The following is a 16,286-nucleotide window of genomic DNA, read 5'->3' as shown; positions in this document are numbered from 1 at the left end:
TTGTCCGCGAGCGAAACGGTCGCGATGGGCCGGGAAGAAAATAAGATCAGGGTATCGGAAAGGATCAGGACGATTGTCGGCCTGATCCTGATCCTGTCGGTCGGATTTGCGCTTCGGCTTGCGGATTTCGACGATCCGCCGCTCGATTTTCATGGCACGCGGCAGTTAAGGTCGTTGATCCTCGCGCGCGATTTTTATGTTCGTTCGCTTCCGGACGCCGATCCGGCGCTGAGCGCGCTTTCGAGGGACCTTAGCGCGTTGGAAACGTACGAACCGCCGATCCTCGAACGTGTTCTGGCGTCAGGGTACCGGATGATTGGCCGCGAGGACTGGCGGTTAGGGCGCGTTTTCTCAGCGCTGTTCTGGACGGTCGCAGGATTTTTCGTCTGGCTCTGCGCGAGGCGGCTTGGCGCCCGGGCGGGGGCGTGGGCCGCGCTCGCGGTCATGTTTTTTTTCCCGATGAGCGTGGTGATGAGCCGGTCGATTCAGCCCGATCCGTGGATGTGCGCCTGGATCACGGCGTCGATCTGGGCCGGGCTGCGTTGGCGCGAAAGCGGGCGCCGGCGCGACGCGATTTTAACCGCGCTCCTCGGCGGGACCGCAACGCTGATCAAAGCGTTCGCCGGATTTTTTATCGCAGGGATTCTTCTGGGGGTCTTCGCCGCCCGGCTCCGCGAGGACGGATTTCGCGCGCGCGCGATCGAGACGGTTGGGGTCGGGCTGGCCGCGGTCGCGCCGAGCCTGATTTACGCTGCGGCGCTGACGCCGGGGCGGTCGGGGGATTTCCTGTCTTTCTGGGTCGTGTCGCTGAGCGGGATGATCCTGGATCCGGGTTTTTACGCCGATTGGCTGGCGATGCTGAAAGGGCTGATCACGCTGCCGGCGATTTTCCTGTCGGGGCTGAGCCTGCTGAGCGCGGAACGCGGGAAGGCGCTGGTGATCGGCGGGGCATGGGCCGGATATCTCGCGTACGGGCTGACCGTTCCGTATCAGATAACGACGCACGAGTATTACAGCATGATGATTTACCCGCTTTGCGCGATTTCGCTCGCGCCGCTTTTCGAGCTTCTCTGGAAGAAATACGGCGAGGGATCGCGGCTGCGGCGGTGCGCGGCCGCGGCGATCTGCTGCGCCGGGGCGTTTTATGGCGGGTATGTCGCGGTGGGGCGGCTCCGCGCGGCGGATTATCGCCTCGAGCCGGCGAGCTGGCGACGGGTGGGCGAAGCGGTCCCGGCTGACGCCAGCCTGATCGGGCTGACCGGCGATTACGGGATGCGGCTGAATTATTACGGCTGGCGGCGGTTGGCGTTGAGCTGGCGGACGGCGGGCGATGAACGGCTGTTCAGCGCGGCGGGGCGCGGCGAAAGCGATTTTGAGGCGCTGTTTACCGCGCTGACCGCGGGACAGGATTATTTTTTTGTTTCGGCGCTGAACGAGCTGGCGGCGCAGCCGGAGCTGCTCGAACGGCTTGAGGGATATGAAATTGCTGCGGAAGGGAACGGCTATATTCTTTACGACTTGCGCCGGGTAAAAGAGCCATGAACGAAACGCGACATCTTTCGATCGGTCGGTCCGGGCGGGCTGCGCTGATCCTGATTTTCCTGATCGGCGCTGCGCTGCGCTTTCTGGATTTTTCGAACCCGCCGTTGGATTTTCATCCGGCGCGCCAGCTGCATTCGGCGCTGATCGCGCGTGGTTTTTATCTCGCCGACGGCGGAACGCTTCCGGGCTGGGGGGCGGCGGAGCGCGAAGAGGCGCGGATCCGCGGGGAACAGGAGCTCTGGATCGAGCCGCCGGTCATGGAGTATATTTCGGCCAAGCTGTATGCGCTGGCCGGCGACGCGGATTTGCGCCTGCCGCGGGCGCTGGCGATCCTGTTCTGGCTGATCGGCGCGGCGGGGCTGAATCGGATTTGCCGCGGCTGGTTATCGGACGTGGGGCGGGCGGCCGCGTTTGCGCTGTATCTCCTCCTTCCGTACGGCGTTCTCGTCAGCCGCTCGTTCCAGCCGGAGGCGCTGATGACGGCGCTGACGATTTTCGCGTTGGCGACGCTGGGCGGCTGGACGGAGCGGCGGAGCTGGGGGGCGGCGATCCTGACCGCGGTCTTCGCCGGCGCGGCGGTTTACGTGAAACAGGTCATGATCTTTCCGATCGGGTTCGCGCTCGGATTTGCCATCCTTTCGACGTGTGGGTCGATCCGGAAAGCGTTCGCTTCGGCGCAGGTCTGGCTGATGGCGCTGATGATGGTCGGTCCGACCGCGGCGTATAATGTCTGGGGAGTCTGGATCGACGGCTTCCTTCGGCAGCAGTACCAGGGGCGATTCGTTTTCAGCGAATGGTTTTCGATTGGTTTTTATATCCGCTGGCTTCGGGAGATCGACGCGGTTTTTGGCATCGGGTTGATCGCGGCCGCGCTGATCGGGCTGGCGCTGATCCGGCGGACGGGTCTGCGATGGATCTGGGTCGGGTACCTGGTCGGGTACGCAGCGTATGGTTTCGCGCTGCCGCATCATATCGGGACGCACGATTATTATCAGACGCCGCTCTTTCCGCTGGCGTCAGTTGGGCTCGGGGCTTTCGTGGATAGCGTCGGGACCGTTGCCGCCAGAATCGAGCGGGCGCGCGGGCGGGACTGGCTGGGGCGGACGATGATCGCAGGAGCGATCGCGCTTGGCTGCGGCTGGATGATCGTCGACACGGCGACGCGGCTGGGGCGGACGGATTTCCGCGACGCTCCTGAGCGGTACCGGCGGATCGCGGAACGGTACGATCCTTATCCGAATCAGATTAACATTGTCGGCCTGATGGACGATTACGGCGCGGGGCTGATGTACTGGGGGCTGCGGACGGCGATGATCTGGGACGGGTCGGTCGAGGCGCTTCCGGCGGCGGAGGCTGACCGCGTTCTCCGGGAAACGATGAATAACCGTCAGTATTTTATCGCGACCGACATGGAGCGGTTTTATCAGCAGCCGCGTCTCCAGCAGTGGCTCCAGGCGCACGGCGAATTATTGGAACGCGAGGAGGGCGCTCTCGTGTTCAGGATCGATAATGGCGACGATGCGCCGGAGGAGCGGACGAATGAAGCCTTTTAGTCAGGAATTCCCGAAAGTGACGGTCGTGACTCCGTCGTATCAGCAGGCGGCGTATCTGGAGCGGACAATCCGGTCGGTTCTGGATCAGGATTATCCGAACCTGGAATATATCGTTATCGACGGCGGGTCGACCGACGGGAGCCGCGAGGTGATCGAGCGGTACGCCGATCGGCTCGCGTATTGGGTATCGGTTCCCGACGCGGGCCAGACGCACGCGATCAACAAGGGGTTCAACCGCGGGACGGGCGAAGTTTTCGCCTGGCTGAATTCGGATGATACGTATGAGCCGGGGGCGATTCGCCGCGCGGTTGAAGCGCTGCGCGCCGCGCCGGACTGCTCGTTCGTGTATGGCGATTGCAGCTTTATCGACGCTGACGATCGCGTTATCGGACGCTTCAACGCGAAGCAGACTGACCTGAACGCGCTTCGGCGCGGCTCGGTCCATATCCCGCAGCAGGCCTTTTTCTTCCGCGCCGAGCTCTGGGAGCGGGTCGGGCCGCTCGATCAGGATATCTGGTTCGCGATGGATTACGACCTGTGGCTGCGGCTGGCGGCGATCGCGCCGTACCGTTATTTTCCCGGCGCGGTATGGGCGAATTTCCGGCTTCATGCCGACGCGAAGACGATCGTTGCGGACGAGCGCTGCTGGCGGGACATGCTGACGATCCATTATCGTGATGGCGGAAAAGCGGTCAGTCTTCTGACGGCGAAGTACTGGATCCGGAAGGCGCTGGCGCCGCTGGTGACGCTGCGTCGGCGAAGGTTGGCTGGAAAATAAACCGATTGGTCCCCGCGCAGGCTGGGATTTTTCATATTCATTTTTATCAGGATAAGTTATAATTCTCGTATGGATATGACGTTTAATTGCGTTTGATTTGCCTGGAAACGGAGGAAAAGATGAAACGCGCAATAATATTCGTATTGGTTCTGGTGGTCGTTATGGCTTCGGTCGGATCGGCGCTGGCGGAAAGCGTCACGATCGAGGATGCGTATCAGGTTTTTGAGGCGTTATGGGCGAAGGCGTCGGAATTTTTTGTGCCTGATGGGTGGGTCTTCGTGTCGCAGGAGTTTTCGCGTCCGGAAGATGCGAAGGCGCTTACGCCGACGTACTATGTAAGCAAGCAATGGTACCATATCAATTCCGAGGGGTTCGTCGATCAGCGGGTTAACTACCGGGATACGTTTGAAGACGGAGAAGTTCTATCTGAGGTCGCGGTCGGGAAGATTTTCTTTTCGATCGCGGAAAAGCTGGTTGTCAGGGAATCGGATTGGTTTCCGTTAAAGTTCGATTCGGTTTATAAAGACAGGCTTGATTATGAAATCGAGAATCGATACGGACATGAAATTCGGATCGAGAACGCGGAGCTTGAGGGAAAGAAAGTCATTTTTATCGAGATGCTGTTTTACTGGTCGCCGGAGGATCGGGAAAGCTATAAAGAACGAAATGGTTTAGAGATTTTAGGCGATTATTTTCGGACCTGGTTTGATCCGGAAACGGGAGCGATGGTCAAATGCGACTCGGCGAGAATGAAGACGGACCGGACGTTGATTCCCGGCGGTTCTACTGCGCATGGTTATTTTATGCGCGTCAAAGAGGTTCCGGAAAAGGTTCTGAAGGATTTCGAAATGGTCAGAAGCGAAGATTTTGAAGGCTGGACGACGTATCGGGGAGCGGAATCTATCTCTATCGATTCGTCCGAATCTATCGAGCCGTCCGGCGCAAAGGAAGGGGCGTTTCAGACATTTCTCAGTCCGGCGGGAACGTATAATGGCGTTCGCTTTTGGGCGGAGGCCAGGCTGAATAATCGGACCAAGAGTTACAGCGGCGTGGCGAAAAGCGTCGCTTCGCAGTCAATCAATTCCATAGGCGGATATTATTTTGGTCTGAGGGAATATTGCAACGGTATCATGCATGGTAATACCCCTTATCCGGGATGGACCAGTTCACCGGGAAGTTCTGCCTCAGCGTCAACCGCTATTATCGATTGGTCGCCTAACTGCTCGGATAATCTTCCGATTGGATCCGGCATCGGCGGTAAATTTGTATTTAATTTTTATAATCATGAAGAGGACATTATTGGGGAATCGCCGGTATTCTGGCGATAATGATTGTATGAACGGGTTTCGGTTATGTCTATGTAATTGATCGCGTAGGCTGGCCGGAAAATAAGCCGATTGGTCCCCGCGCAGGCTGGGATTTTTCATGTTCATTTTTATCAGGATAAGTTATAATTCTCGTATGGATATGACGTTTGGCTGCGTTTGATTTGCCTGGAAACGGAGGAAAAGATGAAACGCGCAATAATATTCGTATTGGTTCTGATGGCCGTTATGGCTTCGGTCGGATCGGCGCTGGCGGAAAGCGTCACGATCGAGGATGCAGTGAAGCTCGTCAAAGAGTTGAACGAAAAGGCGAGAAAGATTCCGATTGGCGAAGAAGGATGGATTTTTTTTCAGGTTCGATCGCGCGTCGCGGAGAAGAATGAGGGTTACCAACTGCCGTATGATCATTATTCAGAAAGATGGGTGCATATCAATGCGGAAGGACTTGCGGATACCGAAATCTGGTATTATCGGACTGAAAAAGAAGGCAGAAAATTAATTTCTGTTGGCAACAGCGACTTTGAGTATTCGTATAAGGACCAGCGGGAAGGTTCTCCTATGAAGCCGTGGGAACATGTCGCGGATTTTTATTTCATTGGATTATTATCTGAATTGGGTGAGCCATTTTGCCAGGAGGTTGAAATAAGGGTTGAAAACGTCGAGCATATTGGAAAGAAATCAATTCTGATTGAGAACGTATGCCATCTTGGGTCTCAGTTTAAGGTTATGGTTGACGATCAAAATGGATGGGACGTTCTTGGCCCCTACGATCGACGATGGTACGACTCAGAGACAGGCGATTTTCTGGGCTCTGAGCATTATTGGATGATGGAAGATCGAACGGTTGATTTTTCAAGCAGCGTTTCAGAAGTTATCGAACGGAGAGTGGATCGTCTTCCGGAATCGGTCGAGAAGGATTTAGAGCGAACGAAGAATCGTGAATTCGAGAAAAACGGCGGCGGGATTCTTAATTTAGAAACCGGGAATCGTTCAGATTCAACGCCGACTTCTTCAAGGCAAACGTTTATTGCGACAGGTCCGACAGGTTCAGTTGGCGGTGTAGGCTATAGTACGTTTATCGATGTAAGCATTTATCAATATATGTTGAACGCTGCCGCCCGGAGTTATACAAATCAAAACGTCGATCGGATCGGCGGAAATTTCTTAGGACTTCGCGAGTATTGTCGCGAAACTATTGTTTGGAACAGTTCTTTTGGCGGATGGGTAAATTATGGGATGAATTCGTCAAGGCAATTTGGCTGGGCAAGTTGGCACGATTCGAGTTGTTCCTGGCAGAATCGGGGCGCGGGGGGAGCGGCGCGGTTTGATTTCAGCCATAACGGGGACGTCAAAACATTTGATTTTGAGACATCGAGATTTTGATGAAACGCGCGGTATTCGTTTGGATTGGCCCTGCGTCGGTCGGATCGGTTACGGGCAATTCGTCTCGGCGGTCAGCGGCGGGAGACCGTAGTAGCGGCCGATAATCCAGCCGTACGATCCGTACGGAATATCCGGAACGCCGGCTCCGTTGATCTCAACCGCGCAGGTCATAAAATCTTCTTTTTCGTCGAATTCCCCAGTCGCGGCGATTTCGGTCAGCCTTCGGTCGCGTTCGGTCCAGGTCCGGTAAATTCGATTCATCTCCGGCCGGATCGAAACGTAAAAGCTGAGCCAGAGGCAGCCGACGATCAGGAGCCCGGTCAGGATTGTCCCGCGGGCGTTCGTATGGGAGACCAGGCGCACCGCGAACATCGCGCCGGCGGTCAACGAAAAATATGCCGTCCCGATCCAGATCATTGTCAGCGGAACGGAGAAAACGCGCGATGAATAATAACCGAGAACTCCGTTGATGATCAGGCAGAAAAAAGCGGAAATCCATAACGCCAAAGCGATCGCAGCGGATTTCCCAAGGTTCGGTTTTGGAGCGTCCGCCTCCTCGGAGATTCGAATTCCCGTCAGGAAGCAGATCGCGGCGAGCAGGAGCAGGATCCGGCGCTGCGACCGGAGATGCGGGATGAGTCCGGTAAACGAAGCAAGAATCGCATTCCCGATCGTCTCTGCGGCGGATTCGAAGACGGCGCTGGTCTGGCCGTCGTCGAAGAATTGGGAGGCGTTAACGTAATTTCCAGGCATGGCGAAGGCGATCGCCGTAGAAAGGATCAGGACGCAGAAAAAAGCGAGCGCTGTTTTTCCCTGCCGGGGCGTGTAAGCCTTTTTATCGATCCGGATGCGCAGCGCCAAAGCTCCGGAAAGCATCAGCATCGCCAGGTTGATGAGCTGGGCGAATCCTGAGGAGAGAAAAGCGAGGAGGAGCGCTGCCGTCAGGTTTGTCCGGGTCGGTTTTTCCAGCGCGTCGCCGAGAAAAATCCATGCCGCCAAGGCGCAGGCAATCCCCCAGGCGTAAATCTGCCCGCCGCCGCCCCAGAAAAACGATTCCCAGATTTTCGTCTGGATCAGGTATATACCTGAAAGAAGGACGATCGAAAGGAAAAAAGCGTTCGTCCGCCCCGCCGCGAGGCGTTTCGCGATTCGGAAACAGCAGCCCAACAGCAGCAGTCCGCAAAGGAAAATCGTGATCCGGATCCAGAGGAGCGGCGGAAGGACAGCGTACAGCGACTTGATCAGGAAGGCCGAATACCGCCCTGAATTCGTCAGGAAGATGAACAGCAGGTAGTCGAAAAAGCCGCGGTGACGCGCTTCATAGATTTCCCAGTAATCGTCGCGGCGCAGGACCGTTTTCGCGGAAATATCGAAAAGGATCAGGAGGATGACGCCGGCCGCCGCGAGAACGGCCGCCCGGTTTAACGCCGGGAACTCCCGTTTCAGCGCAGCCGGAAAAATCACGGAAATCAGGAAGACGGCGGCGTACAGGATTTCCGCGGCCCGCGGCGGCAGGCCGAAGCCGGCGGAAATCCGGGCCAGGAGCGGTTGAATTTCATGGATCGTCAGAATACAGGCGGCGGCGAGGATCAGGACCGGCAGGGAACGGGTCAGGGTTTCGAGCTGCGGGCGAATTTGTTGTCGGTTCATGGGCGCTCCGTTGATAGTAGACGTAATTTCTGGATAAGTATAGCCTGAAAGTATGCGGCGGGACGGGCGTTCGTTCCTTACTTTTTCCCGGCTTGCTGTATAATGAAAAATGGGCGTAGTTTTACAGCGATTTTTCATTGAGAGGATGAGAAGGATGGAGATTAAACGCGACCTGTATTTGCAAAGACTGATTGACCGGATGCATAATGGCATGATCAAGGTGGTTACCGGAATTCGCCGCTGCGGAAAGTCTTATCTGATATTAAAAATTTTCAGAGATTATCTTTTCGGGATTGGCGTTGATCCGTCGCATATTCTTCAGGTTGCGCTGGATCTTCGGGAGAACGCCCCTCTTCGGGACCCTGACGCGATTCTGGCTCATATTCGTTCGCTTCTTCTCAACGATGGCCAATGGACTTATATTTTTCTGGATGAAGTTCAGCTGCTGCCCGAATTTGAGGATGTGTTGAATTCATTGCTGCATATTCCGACTGTCGACGTGTACGTAACGGGAAGTAATTCCAGATTTTTATCAAAGGACGTTATAACGGAATTCCGCGGTCGCGGAGACGAGGTCCATCTTTTTCCGCTCAGTTTTCGCGAGTTCATGAGCGTTTATACGGGCGACGTCTATCATGGCTGGGCTGATTACGTCTTATATGGCGGGCTGCCGATGGTATCGGGCATGCGAACCGAGGCGCAGAAGATCGGTTACCTGACAAGTTTATTCGAAGAGACCTATTTAAGAGATATTCTTGACAGGTATCATATCGAAAAGATTCATGAAATGAACGACCTGATCAACGTTCTGGCGTCCGGGGTGGGGTCGCTGACGAATCCGTCGAAGATTCAGGCGACGTTCAAGAGCGTCCTTCATTCAGATATCAGTATTAATACGATTCATAAATACCTCTCTTATCTGAGAGACGCGTATATTGTGGAGGAGGCGCATCGTTACGACGTTAAGGGACGCCGCTATATTGGCACGCCGCTGAAATATTATTTTGAGGATATCGGGCTTCGGAACGCGCGTCTTGGATTTCGTCAGACTGAAGAGACGCATCTGATGGAGAACGTTATTTATAATGAGCTGCGAATCCGCGGTTATCAGGTCGACGTTGGGGTCGTGCAGAGGAGCTTCCGCGGCGACGACGGAAAAACTGATCGGAGGCAGCTTGAAATCGACTTTCTTGCGAACCTTGGGAGTAAACGTTATTACCTGCAATCCGCGTACAGCCTTCCAGACAGAGAAAAGGTTTTGCAGGAGAAAATGCCGCTGATCAGCGCGAATGACGATTTTAAGAAAATCGTCATCGTGAAAGACGTTATCCGTCCGCAGCGCGACGAGCGGGGAATCGTGACGATGAGTGTGTATGATTTTCTGCTGAATGAGAACAGTCTTGAACTATGAGGAACGAGGAAATCAGCAGGCACAAGCGTCACGGAAAAAGAGGGAGCAGGTTGACAGGGAGAAGGTAGAGCGTATAATAGGGGACTGTTGCGCAGAGGGAAAGAGCGCGGACATTGAAAAAAGGAATACGGGCAGTCAGGCGGCGGAGCTGGTGAAGTCACGAAAAAAGCGATGGGGCTTGACAGGAAAAGAAAAGCCCGTATAATACTTACTTGCGCTCGGACGGAAGGAAGGGCGAAGTAAGGAAGCACTTTGACAATTGAGAAGCAGCAGAAATACAGAAGAAACCAGATAAATTCCGAGAGAGCAGAGAAGGAAAAGGCGGCCGAGAGGCCGTAAGAAGATCAGCGGAGAGTTTGATCCTGGCTCAGGATGAACGCTGGCGGCGTGCCTAATACATGCAAGTCGAACGGGTGCAGCGATGTACCAGTGGCGAACGGGTGAGTAACACGTTGGTGACCTGCCCCAAAGAGGGGAATACCGCTTGGAAACGAGCGACAAAACCGCATAAGCTATCGGGAGTCAGAGAGCCGATAGTAAAAGAGGAATCTGCTTTGGGAGGGGCCTGCGGCCCATCAGCTAGTTGGAGAGGTAACGGCTCACCAAGGCGAAGACGGGTAGGGGACCTGAGAGGGTGATCCCCCACAATGGAACTGAAACACGGTCCATACACCTACGGGTGGCAGCAGTAGGGAATATTGCTAAATGGGCGAAAGCCTGAAGCAGCAACGCCGCGTGAACGAAGAAGGCCTTCGGGTCGTAAAGTTCTTTTACGTGGGAAGAGGAAGGACAGTACCACGGGAATAAGTCTCGGCTAACTACGTGCCAGCAGCCGCGGTAAAACGTAGGAGACGAGCGTTATCCGGATTTACTGGGCGTAAAGAGCGTGTAGGAGGCAAAACAAGACGGATGTGAAAGCCCCCGGCTTAACCGGGGGAGGTCGTACGTGACTGTAGAGCTAGAGTGAGTTAGAGGTAAGCGGAACTCCGGGAGTAGTGGTGAAATGCGTAGATATCCGGAAGAACATCAGAGGCGAAAGCGGCTTACTGGGACTTAACTGACACTGAGACGCGAAAGCCAGGGTAGCAAACGGGATTAGAGACCCCGGTAGTCCTGGCTGTAAACGATGTAGACTGGACGTTTTCGGGGTAAAAGCTGAGAGTGTCGAAGCGAACGCGATAAGTCTACCGCCTGGGGAGTACGGTCGCAAGATTAAAACTCAAAGGAATTGACGGGGGCCCGCACAAGCAGCGGAGCGTGTGGTTTAATTCGATGATACACGAAGAACCTTACCGGGGTTTGACATACAGGTAGTAAGAAGGCGAAAGCCGGATGACCCTTACGGGGGAGCCTGAACAGGTGCTGCATGGCTGTCGTCAGCTCGTGTCGTGAGATGTTCGGTTAAGTCCGCTAACGAGCGCAACCCTTGTCGCGTGTTACAAGTGTCACGCGAGACCGCCGGTAGAAAGCCGGAGGAAGGTGGGGATGACGTCAAGTCAGCATGGCCTTTATATCCCGGGCTACACACACGCTACAATGGCCGGTACAGAGGGTAGCGAAGCCGCGAGGCGGAGCCAATCCTGAAAAGCCGGTCGTAGTTCAGATTGCAGGCTGCAACTCGCCTGCATGAAGATGGAGTTGCTAGTAACCGTAGGTCAGCGATACTACGGTGAATACGTTCCCGGGCCTTGTACACACCGCCCGTCACGTCATGGGAGTTGGCAACACCTGAAGCCGGTATCCTGACCGAGAGGAGGGAGCCGTCAAAGGTGGGGTTGATAACTGGGACGAAGTCGTAACAAGGTAGGGCTACTGGAAAGTGGCCCTGGATCACCTCCTTTCTAAATGGAGAGAGTCGGAGGTCCAAGGGCTGAAGACGATCGAAAGAAACCCTGAGGAAGCGGGAGCAGAATCAGGTCTCGAACGGGGGACTGGTGGGGTATTTCTGCTGGTTCTGAATTGTCAAAGGAGGGCTATTAGCTCAGCTGGTTAGAGCGCGCCTCTGATAAGGGCGAGGTCTCAGGTTCGAGTCCTGAATGGCCCACAAGGACGAGGAGGGGGATGTAGCTCAGCCGGGAGAGCGCTGCCTTTGCAAGGCAGAAGCGGGGGGTTCGAGTCCCCCCATCTCCACAGGGATTTGAGGGAGTTTTACTGAGCGAATCTGTGGATTCGATTAGTAAAAGTCTTTCAAAGAGGAAGACGGGCACATTGACAATCGAATACAGTATGTAGGCTAAATCAAACAGAAGAGAAATCTGAAAGATTTAACAAAAGTAACCAAGAAAAAAAGTCAAGGTAAAAAAACCGAGAACGAAGAAAGTAAGGGGAAGGGAAAAGAGCCCTGCTCCTTGCATCACGTAAAAGCTACTAAGAGCTCACGGGGGATGCCTTGGCGTTGAATGCCGAAGAAGGACGTGGGACACTGCGAAAAGCCGGGGGGAGCTGTGAACGAGCGCCGATCCCCGGATGTCCGAATGGAGAAATCCGGCTGAGCGAACCTCAGTCATCGACATATGAATATATAGTATGTCGAGGGGAACCCGGTGAACTGAAACATCTAAGTAACCGGAGGAAAAGAGAGGATTCCCTGAGTAGTGGCGAGCGAAAGGGGAAGAGCCCAAACCGATATGCAGGGATGCATAGCGGGGTAGTAGGATCAGCGAGAAGTGAAAAAAGCGAAGCAGAAGCAGAAGGGCGTGGGAAAGTCCGGCAGAGAGGGTGAGACCCCCGTAAGCGAAACTGCGGAGACACGAGCTGACACCTGAGTAGTGCCGTGCACGCTAATACGGCATGAAGCTGGGAAGACCACTTTCCAAGGCTAAATACATTCAGCGACCGATAGAGGACAAGTACCGTGAGGGAAAGGTGAAAAGTACCCCGAACAGGGGAGTGAAAGAGAACCTGAAACCGTGAGCTTACAAGCAGTCGGAGCCCGATGCGAAAGCGAGGGTGACGGCGTGCCTCTTGGAGAATGAGCCTGCGAGTTATTTGACGTGGCGAGGTTAAGGGAGAGGAACCTGGAGCCGAAGCGAAAGCGAGTCTGAAGAGGGCGAAGGAGTCGCGTTGAATAGACACGAAACTGGATGAGCTAACCATGTGCAGGATGAAGCGAGATTAAGCCCTCGTGGAGGTCCGAACCTTTCAATGCTGCAAAATTGAGGGATGACGTGTGGTTAGGGGCGATATGCCAAACGAATTCAGAGATAGCTTGTTCTCCCCGAAATAGTTTTAGGACTAGCGTGTGGGGGAAAACTTATGGAGGTAGAGCACTGGCTGAGTAAGGGGGACAAGGTCTTACCGAACTCAAACAAACTGCGAATGCCATAAGGGGAACCATGCAGTCGGACTGCGGGTGATGAGATTCGTAGTCGAGAGGGAAACAGCCCAGATCATCGGCTAAGGTCCCGAATTATATGCTAAGTGGGAAACGATGTGGAGCTACAGAGACAACCAGGAGGTTCGCTCAGAAGCAGCAATCCTTTAAAGAGTGCGTAAAAGCTCACTGGTCAAGTGGTTGTGCGCGGAAAATGTAACGGGGCTAAGCATATAACCGAAGCCATGGGATTTGTTGAAAGACAGATCAGTAGGGGAGCGTTCCGAGAGCGGGGAAGCGGTACCGGAAGGAGCCGTGGAGCGATCGGAAGTGAGAATGCAGGCATGAGTAGCGAGAAACATGTGAGAACCATGTTCGTTGAAAATCCAAGGTTTCCGACGTCAAGTCAATCTGCGTCGGGTTAGTCGGGACCTAAGGCGAGGCCGGAAGGCGTAGTCGATGGACAGCTGATTAATAATTCAGCACCGGCAGAGTGGAGCGAAGGTGAAAACGATGGGGGAGTCCAGCCGGTTAGTGGATTCCGGTGGATGAACGTCAGCCGAAGAGATCCGGAGTAAAAAGCACGGGTTGAGGTGAGGGAAGTCAGGAGGCGAAAGCCGTAACTGAGGCGGACCCTGTCGTCAAGAAAAGCATCTAAGCGAAGAAGCTAAGCCGCCCGTACCGGAAACCGACACTGGTGGATGAGTAGAGAATACTAAGACGAACGGGAGAACTATCGTTAAGGAACTAGGCAAAAAAGCCCCGTAACTTAGGGAGAAGGGGTGCTCGGAGGCTGAGAGGCTGACGAGTCGCAGTGAAAGGGCTCTAGTGACTGGTTAACAAAACCACAGGTCTCTGCGAAGTCGAAAGACGAAGTATAGGGGCTGACGCCTGCCCAGTGCCGGAAGGTTAAGGGGAAAGGTAAGAAGAAATTCGAAGCTTAGAACTGAAGCCCCGGTGAACGGCGGCCGTAACTATAACGGTCCTAAGGTAGCGAAATTCCTTGTCGGGTAAGTTCCGACCCGCACGAACGGCGTAACAACTGGAGCACTGTCTCAACGATAGACCCGGTGAAATTGAAATGGCTGTGAAGATGCGGCCTACCCGCAGCAGGACAAAAAGACCCCGTGGAGCTTTACTGTAACCTGGCATTGGATTTAGGTATGGTTTGTGTAGGATAGGTGGGAGACAGAGAAGGGAGCGCGCCAGCGTTCCTGGAGTCGGCGGTGAAATACCACCCTGATCATATTTGGGTTCTAACCATAGACCGTGAAACCGGGTATGGGACCGTGTCAGGCGGGCAGTTTGACTGGGGCGGTCGCCTCCAAAAGGGTAACGGAGGCGCCCAAAGGTTCCCTCAGACAGAATGGAAACCTGTCAGAGAGTGTAAAGGCAAAAGGGAGCTTAACTGAGAGACCAACGCGTCGACCAGATACGAAAGTAGGGCTTAGTGATCCCACGGTACAGAGTGGAATGGCCGTGGCTTACCGGATAAAAGCTACCCCGGGGATAACAGGCTGGTGAAGTCCAAGAGTTCATATCGACGACTTCGCTCGGCACCTCGATGTCGGCTCATCGCATCCTGGGGCTGAACAAGGTCCCAAGGGTCCGGCTGTTCGCCGGTTAAAGCGGTACGCGAGCTGGGTTCAGACCGTCGTGAGACAGGTCGGTCTCTATCCGCTGTGGGCGAAAGAGAATTGAGAAGAGCTGCCCCTAGTACGAGAGGACCGGGGTGGACAGACCTCTGGTGTGTCAGTTGTAATGCCAATTGCAGCGCTGAGTAGCCACGTCTGGCAGAGATAACCGCTGAAAGCATCTAAGTGGGAAACTCGCTTCAAGATGAGTTCTCTGGACAGAAATGTATAAGATCGCACGGAGACGACGTGCTGGATAGGTTGGATGTGAAAGGTCAGCGATGGCTTGAGCAAACCAATACTAATGATCGAAGGCTTAGACGTGATGGAAGGAACAGGGGTCTTTTCGGGGCTTCTGTAAGGAAGAGCTACATACTGTAAACGATTGAGAAGATGTTGGTGACGAAAGCGACGTGGGAATACCCGGACACATCCCGAACCCGGAAGTCAAGCGCGTCAACGCCGATGGTACTTGGAGGGCGACCTCCTGGGAGAGTAGGAAATCGCCAACGTCTTCTTTTTTGTTTTAACGGCGTCCCAGGTGCGAAGCAGTTAATTTGCCAATTTGCTTGTCCGCATAACCAAACTAACCACAATTCAGATAATGATTATTCTTGCAAATATGCAGAAGCTATGGTATATAAGATTGTTAGGATTCACTAACTAAGCGTTGGATTCTCTGTGAAAAGGTCGACAAAAGATCTTGCGAGAAATGGAAGGTCGGCGATAAAATCAGAAAATTAATATTATGAAAAGATGTCCGATATTACTTCCATATACGTTGTTAAAATATGCGGCAGGTTTTTTACTTTCAGTAAGGTAGAAGGAGGCAAATATGAGTATTATAGATTATTTCGCGATGAATGTCGTGCCGAAAATGTACCGCGGAAAAGGCGCGCTGCACCCTGCGGCCACAGGGGAGCTTGGCTTTGGGGTCCGTTGTGTCCGCGAATATGACGTCAACATCTTCTTTATTCAGGGAGATCGGCATCTTGTCGCCATCGACGCGGGATATAAAAACTACCCGCGGCTGGGGGAGAAATGCCGCAGGATCGGCGTCGATCCTGCGGATGTGACGGATCTGTTTCTGACGCATTCGGATCCCGACCATGCCGGCGGTCTTGATGCGCGGTGCGTGGATCCGTTCAAAAACGCCAGAATATATCTGGGAAAGCTGGAGGAAAATTATCTGACAAACACATGGCATCGCAAGAAAATTGGGCCGATCGGACTGAAAAACCCTGTGCGGATTTCAAAAGAATATCGGCTCCTTGAGGACGGAGAAACGGTGACGCTTGGTGATCTGAAGATCACGTCGCTGCTGGTTCCGGGGCATACTCTCGGGCATACCGCTTATCTTATAAATGACAGGCTTCTGTTTACTGGGGATTCGCTTGCTATTAACGAAACCGGCGGTTACTGCTTCTTCGATATTTTTAATCAGGACAGTGATCTGAACAAAAAGTCTCTGGCGCATCTGGGGGAGCGTATGGCTGGTTATGACCTGAAGGCCGTTTTCACCTCTCATAACGGATGGACAGAAGACGTGAAGGGAGCTTTTGCCCATGTGAATACTATCCCCGTCATTTCAAAAGCGAATCCCTTCGATAAGACAGCGCCGTACGATTGCTTTGAGGAGCAGGAATAAATCCGAAGGCTCTCAGCTCTGCCGCCTCAGGGTGCATTTACTTTATTAA

General features: G+C 54.1%; 9 protein-coding genes, 2 tRNA genes and 3 rRNA genes. 13 read left to right on the top strand and 1 reads right to left on the bottom strand.

All coding sequences use genetic code 11. The features are described 5' to 3' along the window. The 5 genes from BEQ56_12785 to BEQ56_12765 all read left to right on the top strand — a co-directional run bounded on the left by BEQ56_12785 (position 1) and on the right by BEQ56_12765 (position 6,581). Positions 1 to 1,542: a hypothetical protein gene (locus tag BEQ56_12785; GenBank protein AOH44265.1), complete on the top strand. Its 1,542-nt coding sequence runs from the start codon at positions 1 to 3 to the stop codon at positions 1,540 to 1,542. Then, positions 1,539 to 3,095: a hypothetical protein gene (locus BEQ56_12780; protein AOH44264.1), complete on the top strand. Its 1,557-nt coding sequence runs from the start codon at positions 1,539 to 1,541 to the stop codon at positions 3,093 to 3,095. The genes BEQ56_12785 and BEQ56_12780 overlap by 4 nt, the downstream gene beginning before the upstream one ends. Further along, complete coding sequence (locus BEQ56_12775) at positions 3,082 to 3,873, top strand: hypothetical protein (GenBank protein ID AOH44263.1); 792 nt, start codon at positions 3,082 to 3,084, stop codon at positions 3,871 to 3,873. Before BEQ56_12780 ends, BEQ56_12775 begins: the two co-directional genes overlap by 14 nt. An 86-nt stretch (positions 3,874 to 3,959) precedes the next feature. Beyond that, positions 3,960 to 5,201 (top strand): hypothetical protein, encoded by a 1,242-nt coding sequence (locus BEQ56_12770; GenBank protein AOH44262.1) that lies wholly within the window; start codon positions 3,960 to 3,962, stop codon positions 5,199 to 5,201. Between the two features lie 183 nt (positions 5,202 to 5,384). Further along, positions 5,385 to 6,581 carry a hypothetical protein gene (locus BEQ56_12765; protein AOH44261.1) on the top strand — a complete coding sequence of 399 codons (1,197 nt, stop codon included), beginning with the start codon at positions 5,385 to 5,387 and terminating at the stop codon, positions 6,579 to 6,581. A gap of 48 nt (positions 6,582 to 6,629) precedes the next feature. On the opposite strand, the gene BEQ56_12760 is transcribed toward BEQ56_12765, so the two are convergent. Next, on the bottom strand, positions 6,630 to 8,231 hold the full coding sequence (locus BEQ56_12760; protein AOH44260.1) for a hypothetical protein: 1,602 nt from the start codon (positions 8,229 to 8,231) through the stop codon (positions 6,630 to 6,632). 154 nt (positions 8,232 to 8,385) lie between these two features. Here BEQ56_12760 and BEQ56_12755 point away from each other — a divergent pair, with 154 nt between their 5' ends. The 8 genes from BEQ56_12755 (at position 8,386) to BEQ56_12720 (ending at position 16,237) form a co-directional block, all read left to right on the top strand. Continuing rightward, entirely contained in the window at positions 8,386 to 9,642 is a 1,257-nt protein-coding gene (locus BEQ56_12755) for an AAA family ATPase (protein AOH44259.1), read from the top strand. Further along, the gene (locus BEQ56_12750; protein AOH44258.1) at positions 9,632 to 9,847 is read left to right on the top strand and encodes a hypothetical protein; all 216 of its coding nucleotides are present in this window, start codon (positions 9,632 to 9,634) and stop codon (positions 9,845 to 9,847) included. The genes BEQ56_12755 and BEQ56_12750 overlap by 11 nt, the downstream gene beginning before the upstream one ends. A gap of 144 nt (positions 9,848 to 9,991) precedes the next feature. Further along, positions 9,992 to 11,486: ribosomal RNA gene (locus BEQ56_12745) — 16S ribosomal RNA — on the top strand. 126 nt (positions 11,487 to 11,612) lie between these two features. Then, a tRNA-Ile gene (locus BEQ56_12740) sits at positions 11,613 to 11,689 on the top strand. Positions 11,690 to 11,699: 10 nt separating this feature from the next. Further along, a tRNA-Ala gene (locus BEQ56_12735) sits at positions 11,700 to 11,772 on the top strand. Positions 11,773 to 11,999: 227 nt separating this feature from the next. Continuing rightward, a 23S ribosomal RNA gene (locus BEQ56_12730) occupies positions 12,000 to 14,911 on the top strand. Between the two features lie 73 nt (positions 14,912 to 14,984). Then, positions 14,985 to 15,101 (top strand): 5S ribosomal RNA (rrf, locus tag BEQ56_12725). Together the 16S, 23S and 5S rRNA genes with 2 tRNA genes alongside form the textbook arrangement of a ribosomal RNA operon. 323 nt (positions 15,102 to 15,424) lie before the next feature. Beyond that, on the top strand, positions 15,425 to 16,237 hold the full coding sequence (locus BEQ56_12720) for an MBL fold metallo-hydrolase (protein ID AOH44257.1): 813 nt from the start codon (positions 15,425 to 15,427) through the stop codon (positions 16,235 to 16,237). Positions 16,238 to 16,286: the final 49 nt, after the last annotated feature.

The sequence above is a fragment of the Anaerolineaceae bacterium oral taxon 439 genome (assembly GCA_001717545.1).
Taxonomy (GTDB): Bacteria; Chloroflexota; Anaerolineae; order Anaerolineales; family Anaerolineaceae; genus Flexilinea.
This window is presented reverse-complemented; position numbering and strand designations above follow the sequence as displayed.

Coding starts and splice junctions, on each gene's coding strand:
- BEQ56_12760 (AOH44260.1), bottom strand. CDS start 8,231: ATGAACCGACAACAAATTCGCCCGCAGCTCGAAACCCTGACCCGTTCC.
- BEQ56_12755 (AOH44259.1), top strand. CDS start 8,386: ATGGAGATTAAACGCGACCTGTATTTGCAAAGACTGATTGACCGGATG.
- BEQ56_12720 (AOH44257.1), top strand. CDS start 15,425: ATGAGTATTATAGATTATTTCGCGATGAATGTCGTGCCGAAAATGTAC.
- BEQ56_12780 (AOH44264.1), top strand. CDS start 1,539: ATGAACGAAACGCGACATCTTTCGATCGGTCGGTCCGGGCGGGCTGCG.
- BEQ56_12775 (AOH44263.1), top strand. CDS start 3,082: ATGAAGCCTTTTAGTCAGGAATTCCCGAAAGTGACGGTCGTGACTCCG.
- BEQ56_12765 (AOH44261.1), top strand. CDS start 5,385: ATGAAACGCGCAATAATATTCGTATTGGTTCTGATGGCCGTTATGGCT.